At 70.2% G+C, this 19,804-nt stretch carries 17 protein-coding genes and 1 tRNA gene; 3 read left to right on the forward strand and 15 right to left on the reverse strand.

All coding sequences use genetic code 11. The annotated features are described in order from the left end of the window. Positions 1-167 precede the first annotated feature (167 nt). A complete protein-coding gene (locus tag CLT74_RS17650; protein ID WP_143697177.1) occupies positions 168-1,481 on the reverse strand; it encodes an FG-GAP-like repeat-containing protein in 1,314 nt (437 codons plus the stop codon). Between the two features lie 240 nt (positions 1,482-1,721). Between CLT74_RS17650 and CLT74_RS17655 the strand changes: the two genes are divergently transcribed. After that, complete coding sequence (locus CLT74_RS17655) at positions 1,722-5,162, forward strand: BTAD domain-containing putative transcriptional regulator (protein ID WP_099847522.1); 3,441 nt, start codon at positions 1,722-1,724, stop codon at positions 5,160-5,162. Between the two features lie 24 nt (positions 5,163-5,186). On the opposite strand, the gene CLT74_RS17660 is transcribed toward CLT74_RS17655, so the two are convergent. Then, positions 5,187-5,267, reverse strand: a tRNA-Leu gene (locus CLT74_RS17660). A gap of 101 nt (positions 5,268-5,368) precedes the next feature. Here CLT74_RS17660 and CLT74_RS17665 point away from each other — a divergent pair. Continuing rightward, a complete protein-coding gene (locus tag CLT74_RS17665; RefSeq protein WP_486582386.1) occupies positions 5,369-7,237 on the forward strand; it encodes a hypothetical protein in 1,869 nt (622 codons plus the stop codon). A 31-nt stretch (positions 7,238-7,268) separates the two neighbouring features. On the opposite strand, the gene CLT74_RS17670 is transcribed toward CLT74_RS17665, so the two are convergent. From CLT74_RS17670 to eno, 13 genes are all read right to left on the reverse strand, one after another. Further along, positions 7,269-8,594, reverse strand: coding sequence for an NAD(P)/FAD-dependent oxidoreductase (locus CLT74_RS17670; protein ID WP_099847523.1), 1,326 nt, complete (start codon positions 8,592-8,594; stop codon positions 7,269-7,271). Between the two features lie 155 nt (positions 8,595-8,749). Then, positions 8,750-9,313, reverse strand: a complete 564-nt coding sequence (locus CLT74_RS17675; protein ID WP_099847524.1) for a hypothetical protein — start codon at positions 9,311-9,313, stop codon at positions 8,750-8,752. 126 nt (positions 9,314-9,439) lie between these two features. Then, on the reverse strand, positions 9,440-10,831 hold the full coding sequence (locus CLT74_RS17680) for a DUF58 domain-containing protein (RefSeq protein ID WP_099847525.1): 1,392 nt from the start codon (positions 10,829-10,831) through the stop codon (positions 9,440-9,442). Positions 10,832-10,837: 6 nt separating this feature from the next. Then, entirely contained in the window at positions 10,838-11,845 is a 1,008-nt protein-coding gene (locus tag CLT74_RS17685) for an AAA family ATPase (RefSeq protein ID WP_099847526.1), read from the reverse strand. Beyond that, entirely contained in the window at positions 11,845-12,432 is a 588-nt protein-coding gene (locus CLT74_RS17690) for a hypothetical protein (RefSeq protein ID WP_099847527.1), read from the reverse strand. The genes CLT74_RS17685 and CLT74_RS17690 overlap by 1 nt, the downstream gene beginning before the upstream one ends. Next, on the reverse strand, positions 12,429-13,151 hold the full coding sequence (locus tag CLT74_RS17695) for a DUF4129 domain-containing protein (protein WP_486582740.1): 723 nt from the start codon (positions 13,149-13,151) through the stop codon (positions 12,429-12,431). The genes CLT74_RS17690 and CLT74_RS17695 overlap by 4 nt, the downstream gene beginning before the upstream one ends. Before the next feature lie 14 nt (positions 13,152-13,165). Then, positions 13,166-13,906 carry a uracil-DNA glycosylase gene (locus CLT74_RS17700; RefSeq protein ID WP_486582387.1) on the reverse strand — a complete coding sequence of 247 codons (741 nt, stop codon included), beginning with the start codon at positions 13,904-13,906 and terminating at the stop codon, positions 13,166-13,168. Next, positions 13,899-14,585: a dienelactone hydrolase family protein gene (locus CLT74_RS17705; RefSeq protein WP_099847530.1), complete on the reverse strand. Its 687-nt coding sequence runs from the start codon at positions 14,583-14,585 to the stop codon at positions 13,899-13,901. Before CLT74_RS17705 ends, CLT74_RS17700 begins: the two co-directional genes overlap by 8 nt. Positions 14,586-14,712: 127 nt before the next feature. Beyond that, entirely contained in the window at positions 14,713-15,666 is a 954-nt protein-coding gene (locus tag CLT74_RS17710) for a Ppx/GppA phosphatase family protein (protein WP_099847531.1), read from the reverse strand. 197 nt (positions 15,667-15,863) lie between these two features. Continuing rightward, a complete protein-coding gene (locus CLT74_RS17715) occupies positions 15,864-16,376 on the reverse strand; it encodes an amino-acid N-acetyltransferase (protein ID WP_099847532.1) in 513 nt (170 codons plus the stop codon). After that, positions 16,373-16,930 (reverse strand): DUF501 domain-containing protein, encoded by a 558-nt coding sequence (locus tag CLT74_RS17720; protein WP_099847533.1) that lies wholly within the window; start codon positions 16,928-16,930, stop codon positions 16,373-16,375. The genes CLT74_RS17715 and CLT74_RS17720 overlap by 4 nt, the downstream gene beginning before the upstream one ends. Before the next feature lie 21 nt (positions 16,931-16,951). Beyond that, on the reverse strand, positions 16,952-17,572 hold the full coding sequence (locus tag CLT74_RS17725) for a septum formation initiator family protein (protein ID WP_099847534.1): 621 nt from the start codon (positions 17,570-17,572) through the stop codon (positions 16,952-16,954). A 29-nt stretch (positions 17,573-17,601) separates the two neighbouring features. Continuing rightward, the gene (gene eno / locus CLT74_RS17730; RefSeq protein ID WP_093406354.1) at positions 17,602-18,885 is read right to left on the reverse strand and encodes a phosphopyruvate hydratase; all 1,284 of its coding nucleotides are present in this window, start codon (positions 18,883-18,885) and stop codon (positions 17,602-17,604) included. A gap of 220 nt (positions 18,886-19,105) precedes the next feature. On the opposite strand from eno, the gene CLT74_RS17735 reads away from it, so the two are divergent. Further along, a complete protein-coding gene (locus tag CLT74_RS17735) occupies positions 19,106-19,798 on the forward strand; it encodes a hypothetical protein (RefSeq protein WP_099847535.1) in 693 nt (230 codons plus the stop codon). Positions 19,799-19,804 lie beyond the last annotated feature (6 nt).

The following is a 19,804-nucleotide window of genomic DNA, read 5'->3' on the forward strand; positions in this document are numbered from 1 at the left end:
GCTATCAAGAGTAAACGCCCGGGCCAGCCCGGTGTTCCTCGGCTTGCTGAGTGAACGCTGAGAGTGCCCGGGAGCACAGCGAGGCCGACGCCGGCCCAGACGTGGTGGGGAATCGGCGAGGGCTCCTTCAGGAGGTGCCCTCGCCGACGTCGGTCACGTTCGTGCGATCAGGGTTGGATGCCGGTCAGGACGACTCGGTTGGTCTGCCAGTTGAAGTTCGGATTCGCACCAGTGTTGATGAAAGCCACTGCGTTTCCGTCCTCGCGGAACTGGATGAGATCGTCGAGCCCACCGGCGTCGATGGCGCCCATCTGGACTCGTCCGGGCTGGTCCATCGCCGTCAGCACCACCCGGTTCGTCTGCCAGTTGTAGTTCGGGTTCGCACCGGTGTTGATGAATGCGACCACATCACCATTCGGCCGCACCTGGATCAACTCGTCGAGTCCGTCGCCACTGGTATCGGCGAGCCGCACCCGAGCGGGATCGGTGATCCCCGTCAACACGAGCCGGTTCGTCTGCCAGTTGTAGTTCGGGTTCGCACCCGTGTTGACGAACGCGACCACATCACCATTCGGCCGCACCTGCACCAGATCATCCAACCCATCACCGGTCACATCACCAAACCGCACCCGAGCCGGATCAGTGATCCCCGTCAACACCACCCGATTCGTCTGCCAGTTGAAATTCGGGTTCGCACCCGTGTTGACGAACGCGACCACATCACCATTCGGCCGCACCTGCACCAGATCATCCAACCCATCACCGGTCACATCACCAAACCGCACCCGAGCCGGATCAGTGATCCCCGTCAACACCACCCGATTCGTCTGCCAGTTGTAGTTCGGATTCGCACCCGTGTTGACGAACGCGACCACATCACCATTCGGCCGCACCTGCATCAACTCGTCCAGCCCATCACCGGTCACATCAGCAAACTGAACCCGACTGTCCGAACCACCGGAGTCCGCCACCACGTTCTGGTACCGATAGGGCGTGTAGAGGCTCCGCGAGTAGCCGGCCTGCGACCACAGTCGGTGCTTGGTAGCGGGAGGCGTCTGCTCGTAGATGTAGAAGTCGCCGCCGACGGAGCCGGTCCAGCGGTCGAAGAGGACGACGTGCGAACCGACCGTGGGGTTAGCGGCGTTGTGGTAGAGCAACATGTCGCCGGCCTGAAGATCGTTGTAGCCAATCCTCACGCCGACCTGATCGAGGTTGCCGGTCCACAGGTTCTGCGGCAACTTCCAGGCCATCGACACATAGCCGGAGCAGTCGGTGCGCCACCCGTCCTTGTACGCATACATGCTGTAGGGCACTGGCGGGTTCATCCAGGTCGCCGCTCGGGCAAGGATCTCGGTTCGGGTGATCGGCGGACCGAGCTCGTTCGCAAGCACCGAGACGCGTTTCGGATCGACACCCTGCGGCCGCAGGGTGTCGTCGGCAGCAGCCACACCGGGCACGGCCAGTGTGGCGAGGGCGACCACCGCCGCGATCGCACCTCTCACCAGCCAGCGGCCTCGCGAAGGTCGCGGGTGGGACTGAGCGTGTACGGCCGTTGAAGGGCCAGAATCGGGCCGGTCGGGGGGATTCATCGCGCTCCTTTTAGGATCTTGAGAGTACGTGCGTGGTAAGTGTCGAGCGAGGCTCTGCTTCAACGCTGGAGGGATGCTGCCCGTACCGAACCCGTAGTAGTCTGCTCCCGCACGACCTACGGGGGTTTTGCGATGATCAATGCCGCGCATGCTGCTGCCGCGGATTTCGCCTCGCTGCTCAAGGAGCGCCGGGAACTGGCCGGACTCACGCAGCTCGAACTGGCCGAACGCGCAGGGATCAGCCCAGGCACGCTCCGCGATCTAGAGCAGGGACGGAGCCGCAGCCCACGTCCGGGCACCGTCCGCGCGCTGGGGGCCGCGCTGCAGCTGTCCTCGCAGGACACCGCCGGTCTTATGCGGGCGACCCTACCCAGGACCGGGGCACCGGATGCTGCTCCGGCCGATCAGTACAGTGCGTCGATTCGATTCGATGTACTCGGTCCGCTGGTCGTCCGCCGCGGAGCCACCGCTGTGGCGGTCGGTGACGGGCGACACCGGCTGGTGCTGGCACGCCTGGCGCTCACGCCCAACGCACCGGTCTCCCGCGACGAACTCGTCGAGCTGCTGTGGGAAAACGGACCGCCGGCGTCCGCGACCAATCTCGTACAGACCTACGTCAGCCGGCTGCGTCGCCTTCTCGAACCACGCCGTACCCCTCGGGAAGATCCCGGCATGCTGACCCTGATTCCCGGTGGTTATCGGCTCAACGTCGACAAAGATCAACTCGACCTGCTGCAATACCGCGATCTGGTGACTCGCGCCACGGTGGGCGACGAGCCGGAGAGCGTGCTCGAATTGCTCGACAACGCGTTGAGCCTCTGGCGCGGCGCCGCCCTCGCGGATATCCCCGAGCTGCGAGACGACGTGACGGTCACCGCGCTGACGGAGGAGCGGGTCGCCGTGACGATTCGGCTCGCCCAACTGTCCGAAGCGCTGTCGCGTCAGGCGACCGCCTTGCCCCGGCTGCGTGAGTTGGCTCGGCAGCACCCCCTAAACGAGCGCCTGCGGGCCCGCCTCGTAACGGCACTCGCCGCAAGCGGGGAACGAGCAGCCGCTCTCGACATCTACCACGAGACCCGCCACCGCCTCGCCGACGACCTCGGCATCGACCCCGGGCCCGAACTCACCGAAGCCCACCTGGCAGTACTCCGCGAGGAGCCGGGCGAACAGCGTCCGTCGACCACCATGACGCGTCCGTTTCAAGCACCGGCCCCACCAGCGGATTTCACCGGCCGCGCCGATCATCTCCGGCAACTCGTGGAGCTGTTAGATCGGGATCCGAGCCAACCGGCGCCGCAGGCGGTAACGACCTGCGTCCTTTCGGGCGTCGCCGGCGTCGGGAAAACGAGTCTGGCGTTGCGCGTCGCCCAGGAACTGCGCCCCGGCTTTCCCGACGGGCAGCTCTATGTCAACCTTCTTGGCGCTGGCCGCCAGCAACCAATTGCACCGCTGGACGCGCTGGCGCGGTTCCTACGAGCACTCGGGGTGGACGGACGCAACATCCCGCGCGACGAAGCCGAGTGTGCCGCACTGTACCGCAGCCGCCTCGCCGACCGCCGAATTCTGGTCATCCTGGACAACGCGTGCGACGCGGCACAGATCCGGCCCCTCGTGCCGGGCACCGGTTCCTGCGCCGTGCTCGTGACCAGCCGTAACCGAATGCCTGACCTGGCGGCCGCGACGCTCATCGAGTTGGATGTGCTGTCGCTGGATGAGGCGGTCGACATGCTCGCCTCGTGCGCCGGTCCGGCGCGAGTGGCCGATGAACCCGCGGCGACTGCTCAGCTGGCAGCGGCCTGTGGCCGGCTTCCCCTGGCACTGCGGGTGGCCGGTAGCCGAGTAGCGAGCAAAGCCTACTGGACCGTGCAGACGGTCGTCGATCGGTTGGCAGACCAGCGACATCGGCTGGACCGCCTACAGACTGGCGATGTCTCCGTCGAGGCGAGCTTCGAGCTGAGCTATCAGGAGCTCGGACACCGGGAGGCGCGCACCTTTCGGATGTCTGCTGTCACGCCGGGAACCTCGTTCACCGTCTCTACCGTCGCCGCCCTTCTCAAGACCGACGTGTCCGCCGCCGAGGAGGACCTCAACGAGTTGGTCGACGGCAACCTGTTGCAGGCATCCGCTGATGGACGGTTCCGGTATCACGATCTGCTCCGGCTGTATGCGGTCGGAAAATTGAACGTCGAGGACAGCGCGGAAATCCGCTCCGCCGCTGAGCGACGCGTGCTCGATTGGTACGTCGCAAACATCGCGGCGGCGATCGATTCCATCTACCCGGGCATGATCCGGCTACCGATCGACACGGATCACGTGGTGACCTTTCCCGACCCGGACGCGGCGCTGACATGGGTGGATGCCGAATTGAACTCCCTGCTCGCCGCGATCGAGTCTGCAGCCCGAGGGGAGCACCGATCCTATGCCTGGCGGCTGGCTGATCAACTACGTGGCTACTTCTTCATCCGGCGTCACGCCCTGCAGTGGTTGGCCAGCGGACGAGTCGCCCTAGCCGCTGCCGAGGCAGATAGCGACAAACGGGCACAGGCCGCGATGCACCAGACGATCGGCCAGGCCCACTGGTCGGTGGGGAAGCACGAGTCCGCATTGGCCGAGTATCGGCGCGCCGCCTCCCTTGCCGAAGAGAGTGGCTGGCGCGTCGGGCTGGCCTACCAGGTCCACAACATCGGCCTTGTTCATGTCGAACTCGGCCATCTGGACGAAGCGCAGGCGAACTACCAACGCGTCCTGTCGATGAGCCAGGAGAGCGAATTCGATCATGTTCGCGCGGTCACGCTGAACGACCTTGGCTCGCTCTACCACGAGCGAGGCCTGCTCAGGGAGGCGGCCGAGCAGTTCTCGGCAGCACTGGAGATAAACGCCAGAAATTCTCGCCATCAGTCGACGATGGTAAATCGCAGCAACCTCGGAATGGTGCTGAGACAACTCGGCCGGTACGCGGAGGCACGCGAACATCTGGAATCGGCGCTCACCCACTACCGGAGAGCCGGTTCGCACTACGAGGAAATTGCGGTGCTCGATGAGCTCAGCTGGCTGCATACCCAAATGAGCAAGTCGACCGCCGCCATCGAAGCCGCCCAGCGTGGCCTGGAGCTGAGCCGCAGGCTGCACAATCCGCGCACGGAAGCGGCCCTGTTGAGCGCGCTCGGTGCCGCACTGCTCACTTCCGGTGCCGCCGCAGAGGCGGAGCAACGGTTCCGCGAGTCCCAGGAGTTGGCCAGCAGTTGCTCTTATCCGTACCTGGAGGCACAGGCGTTCATCGGCTTGACCAAGACGCACCTTGCTGCCGGCAGGGTCGCCGATGCCGAGCGGTATGCAGGCCGGGCTCGAGACATCGCCGAGCGTTCCGGCTACCGCAACCTGCACTGCGAGGCCCTGCTCGCCCAGGGGAACGCCTGTCTGATCGACGGCCGTCCAGAAGAGGCGGTAGCCAACTGCACAAGCGCGCTCAATCTGATCAACAAGGCGCAGTCGCCGTTGCTTGCCGATCAAGCTGCCCACATCATGAAGTTGGCCACGGCCGGAAGCATCGGGCCCAGCTCTGCCGGTCCGTGACGGTCTCGACGCGGCTGGGTTGCGTGCCCGGGGCGGGGGTCGAACCCGCATGCCTTGCGGCAGCCGCTTTTAAGGCGGCCGTGTCTGCCTTTCCACCACCCGGGCGGGTGACACCGCCGTGCCGGTACGCACGGTGCAGTGCCACGGTAGCGGGTTCGTCGACACTGCGGCGTCCCCCGCCGGGCACCGCCACTAGGGTCGAGGCCGTGAGCAGCCGCGCACCCATCGCCTCCACCGACGACAGGGCAACGCAGGCGAATCACCCCGTCGTACGGGTACCCGCACGGTGGCTCACCCGGCTGGTCCGGACCACCGCCCGGCACCGGACCGACCTGTTGGTCGGGCTCTTCTTCACGGCGATCGCCGGCGCGCTCACCCACCGGCTCTGGGCCGACCCGAGCGGGCTGTTCCTCGCCCTCAACCCCGAGGACCAGGTGCTGTACGAGTGGTTCCTGGCCGTCGACGCGCGAGCGCTGCTCGGCGACTTCGGTCTGTCCACCGACCGGCTCAACGCCCCGGTCGGAGTCAACCTGATGGCCAACACGTCGGTCATCGCCCTCGGTGTGCTGTTCGCCCCGGTCACCCTGCTGCTCGGCGCTCCGGTCACCTTCGCCCTGCTGACGACCTTGAACCTCGCCGGCACCGCGACCGCCTGGTACCTGCTCTTCAGCCGTGCGCTGCGGGCCCGCCGGGCCGCTGCGACGCTTGGCGGCGCGCTGTGCGGCTTCGCGCCGGGGATGGTGTCCCAGAGCAACAGCCACCTGCACATGACGGCGCAGTGGCTGCTGCCGGTGATCGTCTGGCTGGTGGTACGCCTGCTGCGGGCCGCCGACCCCACCGCCCGGCCCACGCCGGCCGCCGGTGTGCCGACCGGCGCTCCGGACCGACGCCGGCTGACCACCTCCGCGATCGGGCTCGCCGCCGCCGTCTCCGTCCAGGTGTTCGTCGGTGAGGAGGTGCTGTTCCTCGCCGCGCTCACCCTGCTGGTGATGGCGGTGACAATGATCGTCGTGGACCGCGACCTGGCCCGCCGCGCGCTGCCCGCCTTCGTCGGCGCGATGGCTCTCGCCGCCGGGACGGCCCTGCTGGTGCTCGCCCGCCCGCTGTGGTTCCAGTTCGCCGGGCCTCTCGGCGTCGCCGACGGCATGTTCAGCCCGCACTACTTCTCGGCCGACCTGCGCAGCTGGTGGGCGATCTCACCGCTCTCCCTGCTCGGAGACGACGGTTCCGCCCGGCTGAGCACCGGCCCGGCCGAGTACAACACCTTCCTGGGCTGGCCGCTGCTGGTGGTGACCGCCGGCTGCGCCAGCTGGCTGGGACGCCGTCCACTGGTGCTGGCCTGCACCGCCGGCATCCTGGTGATGGGCGCGCTCTCGCTCGGCCCGGAGCTGGTCTTCGACGGCGACGGCACCGGCCTGCCCGGGCCGTACGCACTGCTCGGCGGTCTGCCGGTGGTCGACGGCGCGCTACCGATGCGGTTCGCCCTGGCCGTACCGCCGCTGATGGCGACGCTCCTCGTGCTGGCGGTCGATCGGGCGCTCCGCGCCGCCGGCCGTACCCGCCGACTGACCCTGGTCGCGGTCGCTGTGGCGCTGGTGCCGCTGGTCCCGGCGCCACTGCCCACCACGCAACGACCACCGGTTCCGGAATTCATCACCGCCGGCCACTGGCGGACCTGTGTCGAGCCCGGCGGCGTCCTGGTGCCGGTGCCACTGGCCACGCCCAAGCAACCCTGGCCGATGCGGTGGGCGACCGCCGCCGACGCCGAGTTCAGCATGCCGGAGGGCTTCTTCATCGGCCCGCACGGCCGGGGCGGCAGCGCGGCGATGGGCGTCGCCCCGCGACCCACCTCCGCGCTCCTGGCCGAGGTGGCCCGCAGTGGCCTGCGGCCGGTCGTCGGGGACGAGCAGCGCCGCCGGGCGGCGGCGGACGTCGAGCACTGGGGTGCCTCGTGCGTGGTACTGCCGGCCGGCACCGCGCACGCCGACAGCCTGCGGCTGACGGTGGAGGCGCTGTACGGCCCGTCGACCCGACTCAGCGACGCCTGGTACTGGCGGGTCCGAGAAACGCGGTAGCCCTCGTCCGGAGACGAGGGCTACCGCTCACTCACACCTTCGACGGTGGCTGGGACGCCTCGGCGAACTCCTCACGCGGGTCGTGCAGCTGCCCGAGGGCGACCACCTCACGCTTGAGCACGAACGCCAGCGTCCAGTCGACCACCACGCGGACCTTACGGTTCAACGACGGGATCCGGCTCATGTGGTACGTCCGGTGCATGAACCAGGCCGGCCAGCCGGTCATCTTGATGCCGTAGACCTGGGCCACCCCCTTGTGCAGGCCGAGGCTGGCCACACTGCCGGCGTGCTTGTGCTTGTACGGCACCGGCTCCCGACCCCGGATCACGGCGACGATGTTGTCGGCCATCCGCTGGGCCTGGCGAACCGCGTGCTGCGCGCTCGGCGAGCAGTAGTTGCCCGGCGGCTTGGTCAGGTCAGGTACGGCGGCACAGTCACCGGCGCTCCAGGCACCCTCGACCACCCGGTCACCGTCGACCACCTGGAGGGTCGGCAGGCAGGTGACCCGACGCCGCTCCTCGCGAGGGAAGTCGGTCGCGTCCAGCATCGGTGACGGCTTCACCCCGGCGGTCCAGACGATGGTGTCCGCGCTGAAGCTGTCCCCGTCGGAGAGCTTGACCACCCCGTCGACGCAGGACTCCAGCCGGGTGTCGAGGCGGATGTCCATGTCCCGCTTCAGCAACTGCTGCACCGTGTAGGCACCCATGTCCCGGTCGACCTCGGGCAGCACCCGCTGAGTGGCCTCGACAAGCACCCACCGCATGTCCGACGTGTCCAGCTCCGGGTAGTACTTGAGCGCGTGGCGGGCCATGTCCTCCATCTCGGCCAGCGCCTCGATGCCTGCGTACCCGCCACCGACGAAGACGAAGGTCAGCGCCCGACGGCGTACCTCCGGGTCGGTCGTGGCGGCGGCCACGTCGAGCTGTTCGAGCACGTGGTTACGCAGGTAGATGGCCTCACCGATGGTCTTGAAGCCGATGCCGTGCTCGTGCAGGCCGGGAATCGGCAGGGTCCGGGAGACCGAGCCGGGGGCGACCACCACGTGGTCGTAGGTGATCTCGCGGGGCGGGCCGATGATCGGCTGCACCGTGGCGGTCCTGCTTGCGTGGTCGATCCGGGTGACCGCACCGGCCACCACCTTGCACCTGCGCAACTCCCGACGCAGCGGCACCACGGAGTGTCGTGGGGAGATGTTTCCCGCCGAAGCCTCCGGCAGGAACGGCTGGTACGTCATGTGCGGCTGGGGGTCGACGACGACGACCTCAGCCTCCCGGGAACTCAGCTTCTTCGACAGGCGCAGCGCCGCGTAGAGACCGACATGCCCGGCGCCCACCACAAGGATCCGCTTCGGATTCACGCCTACCATCTTTCCCCCACCGGCAGCGGTAATCCCGCGCGCGGCCCCCTTCTGTGACCGAGCACAACGCGACTGTGACGGCGGTAACGAGGGCATCGTCAGCACCCTCGACGCGCCGACACCAACTGTCGCGGCAGACCCGGAGAACCCCCGGATCACCTGCGTCGCAGCAGCCCAGCCAGCAACGCGGTCACCCCGACGGCGAGCAGCAGACCGGCCACCGTGACCGCCTGCCAACCGTCGCCGCCAGCCCGCAGACCGGACAGTTCGAGCAGCAGCACACCGAGCACCGACGTGGCGAGCAACACCGCGCCGGCACGGGTGAGCCAACGCACTATCACGTCCGGGTCCACCACAGCGTCGTACGGCAGCACCGCCACCAGGGCGCAGAGCGTGTGGGTCAGGTAGAGCGCCGCCGCCACCGCCATCAGCCGCCACAACGCGATAGGCCGGCCGTACCCTTCGGTGGCGAGCAGCCACCCGCCGACCGTGACCAGCGCGGCGAAGGTCGGCCAGAGCCGGCGCGGCATCAGGGCCGGCAGCACCGCGACCACCACCAGCGGACCCAGCGCCTCGCCGACCACGACCTCGGCGGGGTACGCCAGCAGCAACCCGACAAGGGCGCTGAGGAAGACCCCCACCCGGACCAGTACCGGAGCCAGGGAGATCCGCGCCGCGGCCGTCCGCAACGCTCGGACCCGCCCGAGGGCCGACCCCATGATCGCGCTCACCGGCCCGACCTTCCGTTCGCGACTGCGGGACTCCGCTGCGCTGCATTCCTCGCGCTCACCGAGCCGACCTTCCGTTCGCGACTGCGGGACTCCGCTGCGCTGCATTCCTCGCGCTCACCGGCCACCGACCCGAGGGGCGGTGGCCAGCCTCGCCACGTCGCGTAGCACCTGGTCGAGGCTGCCGGCACCGGCCCACGGCACCACCGGCACCCCGTGCTCGCGCAACTGCGCGATCATCGTGTCCCGGTCCAGCCGCCACAGCCGGTACGCCACCTCGGCCCAGCCCCGATCGTTGGGTGGTGCCAGGTCCGCCGGAAGCGTGTCGACGGCCACCACGAACCGTCCCGAACGGGCCAGCCGGGCCAACATCTGCGCCGACCGCTCCTCCAGCAGCGGAGTGAGCACCACCACGAGCGCGTCAGCGTTGAGCAGGTGAGGTCCGAACACCTGGTCGTACGGTTCGTGCGGGGAGGACTGGGCCTTGACGTCCAGCAGCCACTCCAGCACCGTCAGGTACTGCCGGCGGCCGGTCGCCGGGCGCAACCGTCGGGCGCTCGGGCCGTACTCCAGCAGCGCCACCCGGTCACCCCGGTGCAGATAGTGCTCGGCGATGGCGGCCGCCGCCCGGACAGTGGTGTCCAACACCGATGCCGTGCCGCTGACCCCGCCCGAGCGACCCGCCTCGGCCAGCACGTCGAGCAGCACCACCACCTCGGCGTCCCGGTCGGAGAGAGTGGCCGCCACGTGCAGTTGCCGGGCCCGCAGCGACACCCGCCAGTCGATCCGGCGCAACCTGTCACCGGGGGCGAAGACCCGCACCCCGGCCAGCTCGCCGCCCTCACCGGGACGACGCGAGTGGTGGGCCCCGACCAGCCCGGCGGCCCGCGGCATCACCTCGACCGCCTCGAACGGCTCGGTCTTCGGGTACACCTTGGAGCGGACCGGTTCGACGATCACCGCACGCGAGACCAGCAGGCCCTGCGCGGCGGCCACCCGCGCGCCCGCCGGGCCCAACGGATGCCGACCCCACCGCAGCGCGGTGCCGGAAAGTTCCAGGTCGACGGCGGTGTCCGGGGCGACAGACGTGACGAACGGACGGTCCGCCACTGTCGGCTGACCGGCGCCGGCGGCACGACCGGACCCGACGACAGCACTGCCGGCCAGACCCGCGCGTTCGACCCGCAGCCACGGTGACACCCGGGTACGCAGCACCGCCACGTCGTAGGGCGCCGCACCCGGGTTGCCGACGGTGACCGTCCCGGCCATCGCACCGCCCTCCACCAGGTGCCCCTCGTCGGCGCTGAGCCACACCTGGGGCAGCTCGACGGGCCGGCTCCGCAACGCGTACGCGGTGCCGAGCGCGAACGGAACGGCCAGCACGATCAGGTCCACCCGCCCCAGCATCACCGCGGCGACCAGGAGCAGGCCGGTGAGCAGCACCGCCCGGCCGAACGCCCAGGTGGGCGTCCAGTTGGTGGATGCCGTTCGCTCGCCCCGCTCGCTCACGCCGGGTCAGTCCCCCTGCCGGCCTGCGGCGTAGCTCGGCAGCGCGCCGCTGGCCGGAGCCGGAGTGCCGTCAAGGACCTCACCGACCACGAAGGACGGATCGACCCGCCGCAGCCACATCTCCGGCCGCAGCGTGATCCGGTGCGCCAACGCCGGAGCCGCGACGCTCTTGACGTCCTCGGGAATCACGTAGTCCCGCCCGGAGAACACCGCCCGCACCCGGGACAGCAGCAGCAGCGCCAGCGAGCCGCGCGGCGACGCACCGACAAGCACCGACGGATGTTCGCGGGTGGCCGCGGTGAGCGCCACGATGTAGCGGCCCACCGAGTCCTCCACCACGACGTCCTCCAACGCCGCCTGCATGGCGCGCAGCGTGCCGGCGTCGACCACCGGCTTGATCTCGGCCTCCTCCCGGCGGCGCGCCATCCGTCGGCGCAGCACCTCCCACTCCTCATCCTGCGCCGGGTAGCCGAACGACACCCGCAGCAGGAACCGGTCCAGCTGCGCCTCCGGCAACGGATAGGTGCCCTCGTACTCGATGGGGTTGGCGGTGGCGAGCACGTGGAACGGCTCGTCCAGCCGGTACGTCACACCCTCCACCGATACCTGCTTCTCCTGCATCGCCTCCAGCAGAGCCGACTGGGTTTTCGGTGGAGTCCGGTTGATCTCGTCGGCGAGCAGCAGGTTGGTGAAGACCGGCCCGGCCCGGAAGGTGAAGTCGCCGCTGCGCTGGTCGTAGAGGAACGAACCGGTGACGTCGGCGGGCAGCAGGTCGGGGGTGAACTGGAGGCGTCGGAAATCCAGCCCCAGCGCCTGGGCGAAGGACCGCGCGGTGAGCGTCTTGCCCAGCCCCGGCAGGTCCTCCAACAGCACGTGTCCGCCGGCGAGGATGCCGGCAAGTACCAGTTCCAGGGCGTCCCGCTTGCCGACCACGACCTGGCCCACCGCGTCCAGCACCGCCCGGGCGAGGCGACCCACCTCGGCGGGGGGCATGGTCCGGCCGACGTCGTTCATCAGATCTTCTCCAGTTCGGCGACGATCGCCGCGAGGTCGCGCGGCGAAGGGGTGCGGCGGGGTGGGGTCTCCAGGAACGTGGACAGGCGGTCGCCCAGCAAAGCTTGCGCCCGGGCCGGATCCGACTCGCGGGTGACGCCGTGTTTCAGGCGCAGTCGCTCGTCCGCCAGCTCGGCCAGTCGGGGCAGGATCACTGTGGTGAACCGTTCGGGGCGCGTCTTGGACCACTCCAGTGGAGTCGCCCAGCCGTTGATCGCGACTCGCAGCGCGTCCCGGGCATCCCAGTTGTAGGTGCCGGGCTCCTCGCCGCCCCGCGACGACGACCCGCGCTGGCCGGACTTCGGTGGTGGGGCGAGGGCGGCCACCAGCCGGCGTACCACGAGCAGCGCGACCACGGCGGCGACCAGCACCAGCAGCGACACCCGCAGCCCGACCGCGCGCAGCCCGGCGACCGCCACGACGGTCACGGCTGCGGTGACACCGAGCAACCCGGCGACGGTACGCACCCGCCCGCCCTGGCGCGGCTCGGACTGGACCGGCCGCTCCTCGGAGAAGCTGAGCAGGTCGTCGATGCTGGTACTGCTCACGCCGTCTCCCGCTCGGCCACCGCGGTGAGTTCGCCACGCAGCCGGCGTAGGGCCACCCGAGCCTGGTCCCGGGTCCGTTCGTCCACCTGTCGGGTGGCGTACCGGGCCTCGCGGTAGACGTCCGCGAACTCGGCCAGCACGTCGGCGCTCACGATCGCCGGCACCCCGGTGGCCGGATCGCCGCGGAGCAGCCGGGTGACCAGGTCGGTGGGGGTGTCGCCGGTCAGTCGGGGCACCCCGGCGGCGGCTGCGGCCTCTTCGAGGCGTACCCAGCAGGCGATCACCGCGGTTCGTGGGTCGGTGGCGCGGTCGTCCAGGTCGACCAGGCCGGCGTCGACGGCCGCCACCACCTCCGCGGCGGTGCCCTCGGCGCTGCGCCGGGTCGGCTGCGCGGGCAGCGCCCGGGTGACCCGCCGCGCCACGCCCCGCGCCACGGTCCAGATCAGATAGCTGAGGGCGGCCAGCAGGGCCAACCCGAGCACCGCCACCGCCAACGTGCCGAGCCAGGAGGGAATCCGGGTACGCGTCTCCTCGGCGGCCTCACGGGGCTCGGCCGGAATCGACGGACGCGGCTCCCCGCTCGGGTACTCCAGCACGAATGGTGCGTCCTTGACGGCGGGCGGTATCCGGCTCGCACCGATCGACGAGTGCGCGGTGGCCAGACTGACGGCGGCGAGCAGGGCGACCACCGCCGTCACCGGCCACCACCTGCGAAGCATGTCCATCGGTCACCTCAGTCCACCCCGGCCAGCAGTTTCGCCCGAGCGAACACATCGTCAAGCATCTCTGGTGTCAGCCGGCCGGTGAAGGTGTTCTGCTGGCTGACGTGGTAGCAACCGAGCAGTTCCGGTACGGCTTTGCCGGACCAGTGTGCCCCATGCCCGAACGACGGTCGCGGGCTGGGCGGACGGACGCCGTACCCGGCGCGCAACGTCGGCCACCACGCGGCCCAGGCGAAGGCCCCCAACGCCACCACCACCCGCAGCGTCGGCCGGATCAGCTCGACCTCCCGATGCAGCCAGGGCGCGCAGGTGTCCCGTTCGCCCGGGGTGGGCTTGTTGTCCGGTGGGGCGCAGCGTACGGCGGCGAAGATTCTCGTCTCGCGTAGCGCCAGTCCGTCGGCGGCGGACACGCTTGTCGGCTGATTGGCCAGGCCGGCCCGGTGCAGCGCGGCGAAGAGCACGTCCCCGGACCGGTCGCCGGTGAAGATCCGGCCGGTGCGGTTGCCGCCGTGTGCGGCCGGGGCCAGTCCGAGGATGCCGATCCGGGCCGTCGGATCGCCGAAGCCGGGCACCGGTCGTCCCCAGTACTCCTGATCGCGGAAGGCCGCCCGCTTCGTGCGGGCCACCTCCTCCCGCCAGTCGACCAGGCGCGGGCAGGCGAAGCAGTCGGCGACGCCCACGTCCAGCTCAGCCAGCTCCGTCGCCCGCGCGGCGCGCGCGACGACCTCGGCGGGGGTACGCGTCTCAGCCAAGCTTGGCCCGGAAGAGTTCCAGGGTGCGCGCCCAGGCGCTGGTGGCCGCCCGCTGGTCGAACTTCTCCGGCCGGTCCTCATTGAAGAAGGCGTGCGCGGTGCCCGGATAGTCGTGCAGCTGGCAGCTGCCGCCGGAGTTCTCGATGGCCCGACGTACCGCCTGCACACCCGGGTCCGCGGAGGTGCCGTCCGCCTCCGAGCAGTGCACCAACGCATCCTTGCCGGCGTAGTCGGACCACTCGGTACGCATGCCGTCCCAGGGCAACCGGGGGTAGAAGGCGGCGGTGGCGACGATCCGCTCGGAGAAGTTCGCTGCCCACAGCGCCAGACTGGCCCCGGCGCAGAAACCGGCGCAGCCCACCTTGCCGGTCACCTCGGCGCGGCCGGCGAGGTAGTCGGCGGCGGCGGCGATCTCCCGTGCCGTCTCGTCCATCTGCGGCCCGTTGAGCAGCCGCCGGGGCTCGCTCGGTTTCCCGGCCGGTTCGCCGTGCCGGAAATCGGGGGCGAGGGCGACGAAACCCGCCTCGGCGAAGCGGTCCACCACCGACCTGATGTGCGGTACGAGGCCCCACCAGTCCTGAATCACGATCACTGCCGGGCTTGCCGCGCCGGTGGCGGGTATCGCGAGATATCCCTCACCCGTACCGCCATCGCCACGGTAGGTCACCATCTCGCCCATCGGCCCGTCCTCCTAGCGGTCAGTCATCGTTGGCTGGTCGCCCAGTGGTCCTACGTGCGGGTAGCCTGCCACGCGGTGACCATCGCCGGGAAGATGCCGGAACAGTGGCATTCACCTCCTGTTCGCGCTAGCGCCGATACCTCCCGTTCGCGTTTGCCAGGCTCCAGGCGATGCCGTCGAGGATGTCGTGCTCGGAAGCGATCACGGCGGTCATGCCCGCCCGTTCCATGGCCACGCGCAGCACCAGCGCGCCGGCACCGATCACGTCCGCCCGGCCGGGATGCATCACCGGGATGGCCAGCCGCTGCTCACGGGTCATGGCAAGCAGGTCGGCGGTCACCTCCGCCACCCGGTCGTAGGACACCCGGGCGTGGTGGATGCGGGTCGGGTCGTACCCGGTGAGGCCCTGAGCTATCGCGACCACTGTGGTGACCGAGCCGGCGAGCCCGACAAGGGTCGCCGCCTGCCGCCCCGGCACGGCCGTCAACGCACGCTCCACCGACACCGCGATGTCGGCCTGGGCGGCGGCGATCTCGTCCAGGCCCGGCGGGTCACCGTGCAGGTGCCGCTCGGTCATCCGCACGCAGCCGATGTCCATGGAAATCGCGGCGTCGACCCCACCGTCCCGGGTGCCCACCACGAACTCGGTCGAACCGCCACCGATGTCCAGTACCAGGTACGGCGACGGCGCGTCGGCGGGCAGCCCGCGTACCGCCCCGGTGAAACTCAGCCGCGCCTCCTCGTCACCGCTCACCACCTCGGGCGCGACGCCGAGCGTCCGCTCGACCATTGCGCGGAAGTCAGCAGCGTTCTCCGCGTCCCGGCTGGCCGACGTGGCACACATCCGCACCCGCTCGGCACCCAGCTTCTCGATCTCTTCGGCGTAGCCGGCGAGCGCGATCCGGGTCCGCTCGATCGCCTCCGGAGCAAGCCGGCCGGTGGCGTCCACCCCCTGGCCGAGCCGCACGATCTCCATCCGCCGGCTCCTGTCGACAAGCGGTGCGTCCGGCCCGGCCGACGGGTCGGGCAGGTCGGCCACCAGCAGTCGGATCGAGTTCGTGCCACAGTCGATGGCCGCCACACGCGTCGTCACGACGGAAACCCTACCGCCACCGCCAGCCCACCCCTCCGGACACCATAATCACGGACAGTAGCCAAACCTGGGGTGACTCTCCGAAGTCGAGCAGCCGAGGCACCCACCGGCGCAGGCCGCCACAGCGAGTGAGGGCGTGAGTCGGCAGAGGCGTGGGCGGGCGAGGCGCGGGTGGGCCAGAGGCGTCAGAGGCGCAGCAGCATGCGGGTGTTGCCAAGCGTGTTCGGCTTCACCCGTTCCAGGTCGAGGAACTCGGCGACACCCTCGTCGTAGGAGCGCAGCAACTGCTCGTAGACCGGGTGCGGCACCGGGGCACCGTCGATCTCGGTGAAGCCGAAGGAAGCGAAGAACCGGGTCTCGAAGGTCAGCACGAAGATGCGGGCCACCCCCAGGTCCCGCGCCGCGTCGATCAGCTCCGCGACGAGCCGGTGCCCGATCCGCTGCCCCCGGCAACGGGGATCGACAGCCACCGTACGGATCTCAGCCAGGTCCTCCCACATCACATGCAGCGCACCGCAGCCCACCACCACGCCGTCGGAGACCCGGCTGGCGACCCGGAACTCCTGCACATCCTCGTAGAGCGTCACGGTGGCTTTGCTGAGCAGCCGGCGATCGTCGGTGTAGGTGTCGACAAGTCGTCGGATGGCCCGCACATCGGCGGTCCGGGCTCGGCGGATCACGACGCTACCGTCGCTCACCCGGCCTCCGGCACGTCGACACAGCGTCCGGCCGCCCACCAGGGCTCGACCAGGTCGAGGGTCTCGTCACCGAACGGGTTCACCCCCGGCCCGGCGGCGAGCGCGTGGCCGAGTTGGACGTGCAGGCACTTCACCCGACCGGGCATCCCGCCGGCCGAGATGCCGGCGATCTCGGGCACCTCGGCGATGACGTCCCGGCGGGCCAGATAGTCCTCGTGGGCGGCGCGGTACCGGGCGGCCAGCTCCGGGTCAGCGGCCAGCCGGTCCGCCATCTCCTTCATCAGACCTGCCGACTCCAACCGGCTGCACGCCGCTGTCGCCCGGGGACAGGTCAGGTAGAACAGCGTCGGGAAGGGAGTGCCGTCGGCCAGCCGGGGGGTCGTCTCCACCACGTCCGGCAGCCCGCAGGGGCAGCGGTGCGCCACCGCCCTGGTGCCTCGGGGCGGGCGTCCGAGCTGCGCGGCCACCGCGGCCAGGTCGGCCTCCGTGGCCGGCTCCCGCTTCGGCGGAGGTACGGAAGCCGCCGCCGGCTCCTGCGGTGGTACGACAGTCACGATGCCATCTCTCGTCGGTGCTCAGTCTTCGGTCTGGTGGGCGTCGGCGGCCCGCACGCTGGACCAGAGAGTGTCGTACCAGGGATCAGGGGTGACCGGGTTCGCCGGGGCCTCGCCGGTGCCCGCCTCGCGGGCCGCGCCGGCCGGGTCGTCGAGCAGGATCAGCATCTTCTCACCGGGCCGCCGCATGAAGAACCGCTCCCGCGCCTTGGCCTCGATGTACGCGTTGTCCTGCCACTTCTCCGCCTCGGTGGTCAGCTCGGCGATCAGCTTCCGCTGGGCCGCCTGCGAAGCCTCCATCCGCTCGATGTCGGCCTGCTGGTCGAGGTAGACCCGGACCGGATAGGTGTAGGCGAGGGCGAGGGCGATCAGCACCGCGAACAGCACTGTGGCCCGGCCGGTGAGACCTCGGGAACGGGGTGCGGACAGCCGCGTCACCGCGCCGCCGGCCGCCGCACGCCGGGCGGCGGCGGGACGCTTGGCGGAGCGTACGCCCTCGGCGCCGCGGGTGGCCGACGGCGCCCGGCCGGCGGCGGACCGCGACTCGGCGCGGACACCGCTGTCCCGGGCCGCGCCGGGCCGGCCGGCGCGTGCCGGCCGGCGGACCGGACGCTGACCACCCGGCGTGCGGCGCTGCTCCATCACACCCCTCCCCCGAGGTCCGGCATCCGTCAGGCGGAACGGTAGCGCGGGAAGGCGCCCGCCCCGGCGTACCGCGCCGCGTCGGCCAGCTCCTCCTCGATACGCAGGAGCTGGTTGTACTTCGCCACCCGGTCCGACCGGGCCGGCGCACCGGTCTTGATCTGACCGCAGCCGGTGGCCACCGCCAGGTCGGCGATTGTGGTGTCCTCGGTCTCGCCGGAGCGGTGGCTCATCATGCACTTGAAGCCGGCCCGGTGGGCCAGGTCCACCGCGTCCAGCGTCTCGGTGAGCGAACCGATCTGGTTCACCTTGACCAGCACCGCGTTCGCGGCCTTCTCGGCGATGCCCCGGGCGATGCGCTGCGGGTTGGTGACGAACAGGTCGTCACCGACGATCTGGACCCGGTCGCCGATCGCGGCGGTGAGCGTCTGCCAGCCGGTCCAGTCGTCCTCGGCCAGCGGGTCCTCGATCGAGACGATCGGGTACGCGTCGGCCAGCTTGGTGTAGTACTCGCTCATCTCCGCGGCGCTCTTGGCCGCGCCCTCGAAGGTGTAGCTGCCGTCGGCGAAGAACTCGGTGGCGGCCACGTCCAAAGCGAAGACGATGTCAGTGCCGAGCCGGTAGCCGGCCTTCTCCACCGCCTCCGCGATCAGGTCCAGCGCGGCGGCGTTCGTCGGCAGGTTCGGCGCGAAGCCGCCCTCGTCGCCGAGCCCGGTGGACAGGTCCTTCTTCTTCAGCACCGACTTGAGCGCGTGGTAGACCTCGGCACCGGAACGCAGCGCCTCACGGAAGCTGGGCGCGCCGATCGGCGCGATCATGAATTCCTGGATGTCGACGTTGCTGTCGGCGTGCGCCCCGCCGTTGAGGATGTTCATCATCGGCACCGGCAGCAGGTGCGCGTTCGGCCCGCCCAGGTAGCGGAAGAGGCTCAGGTCGGCGCTGCCGGCCGCGGCCTTGGCCACCGCCAGGGACACCCCGAGGATCGCGTTGGCCCCCAGCTCGGCCTTGTTGTCGGTGCCGTCGATGTCGAGCATCTTCTGGTCGATCGCCCGCTGCTCGCTGGCCTCGTAGCCGATCAACTGGTCGACGATCCGGTCCTCGATGTTGGCGACCGCCTTCTCCACTCCCTTGCCCAGGTAGCGGCCCTTGTCACCGTCGCGCAGCTCGATCGCCTCGAAGGCGCCGGTCGAGGCGCCGGAGGGCACCGCCGCCCGGGAGATCGTGCCGTCGTCGAGCCCGACCTCGACCTCGACCGTCGGGTTGCCCCGCGAGTCCAGGATCTCCCGAGCCTCGATTACCTCGATGGTTGCCACTGAGTTGCTCCTCGTTCGTGTGGTCTCGTCCGGTATCGGCCGCGACGGTGCGGCAGAGGCAGGTGTTGAACGCAGCGTATCGGTCCCCGCCCGCCGGTACGGCGACCGGGCGGGTCAACGACCACGCTCCGGTACCGACGGGTCGGACATTCCCGGATTCTCGTACCTCAACCGGCAACCGGTTTGCACGAGCGGGACCCGATCGACAAGGCTGGTCGCCATGCCCGCCGCCTCGACCACTCTCCGTACGCTCGCCGTGTCGGTCATCGCGTTGCTCACCGTCACCGGCTGTCAGGCCCTGGACGACGCCGGGCGGGCCATGGGTCGAGCCGACATCGTCAACGATCTCGCCGCCCGGATGGACCGGGCGTTGGAGCTGACCTACTCGGCGGAGTACCAGATGGCCGGTGGGCAGCGCGCCTCGTTCGTCCAGTCGCAGGACCCGGCCCGGTCCAGCTACACCTGGCCGGGGGGCAAGCTGACAGTCACCGACGAGGCGACCACCCGGTGCGACACCGATGGTGACCGGACCGTCTGCACGGTGGAGGCACCGCCCGCGCCCAACAGCAAGCCCTCGGTCGTGGTGTTCGCCGAGGCCGAGCTACAGGGGCTGGTCACACCCCCGATGGTGATGGGTCGGCTCACCTCTGCGGCGCTGGATCCGGACGCGGTCATCACCGAGCGCAGCAGCACCGTCGTCGGCCATCACGCCACCTGCGTCGACGTACGCCAGAACGCGGAGAGCTTCACCGCCTGCGTGACCGGGGAGGGCACGCTGGGCAGCTTCACCGGACAGCTCGACGGGCAACCTGTCGAGTTGGCGCTGAGCCGCTACCAGGAGCAGGTCGAGGGCGGTGCCTTCGACCTGCCGGCGGGCGCCGACGTGGTGGACCGGCGAACCGCCGGCCCCTGAGCTGCC

This window comes from Verrucosispora sp. CNZ293 (assembly GCF_002754655.1).

What these genes read in the sequence shown, in the direction of transcription:
- CLT74_RS17685 (WP_099847526.1), bottom strand. Translation starts at nt 11,845, where the DNA reads ATGAACGACGTCGGCCGGACCATGCCCCCCGCCGAGGTGGGTCGCCTC.
- CLT74_RS17705 (WP_099847530.1), bottom strand. Translation starts at nt 14,585, where the DNA reads ATGGGCGAGATGGTGACCTACCGTGGCGATGGCGGTACGGGTGAGGGA.
- CLT74_RS17735 (WP_099847535.1), top strand. Translation starts at nt 19,106, where the DNA reads ATGCCCGCCGCCTCGACCACTCTCCGTACGCTCGCCGTGTCGGTCATC.
- CLT74_RS17725 (WP_099847534.1), bottom strand. Translation starts at nt 17,572, where the DNA reads ATGGAGCAGCGCCGCACGCCGGGTGGTCAGCGTCCGGTCCGCCGGCCG.
- CLT74_RS17695 (WP_486582740.1), bottom strand. Translation starts at nt 13,151, where the DNA reads ATGCTTCGCAGGTGGTGGCCGGTGACGGCGGTGGTCGCCCTGCTCGCC.
- CLT74_RS17655 (WP_099847522.1), top strand. Translation starts at nt 1,722, where the DNA reads ATGATCAATGCCGCGCATGCTGCTGCCGCGGATTTCGCCTCGCTGCTC.
- CLT74_RS17675 (WP_099847524.1), bottom strand. Translation starts at nt 9,313, where the DNA reads ATGGGGTCGGCCCTCGGGCGGGTCCGAGCGTTGCGGACGGCCGCGGCG.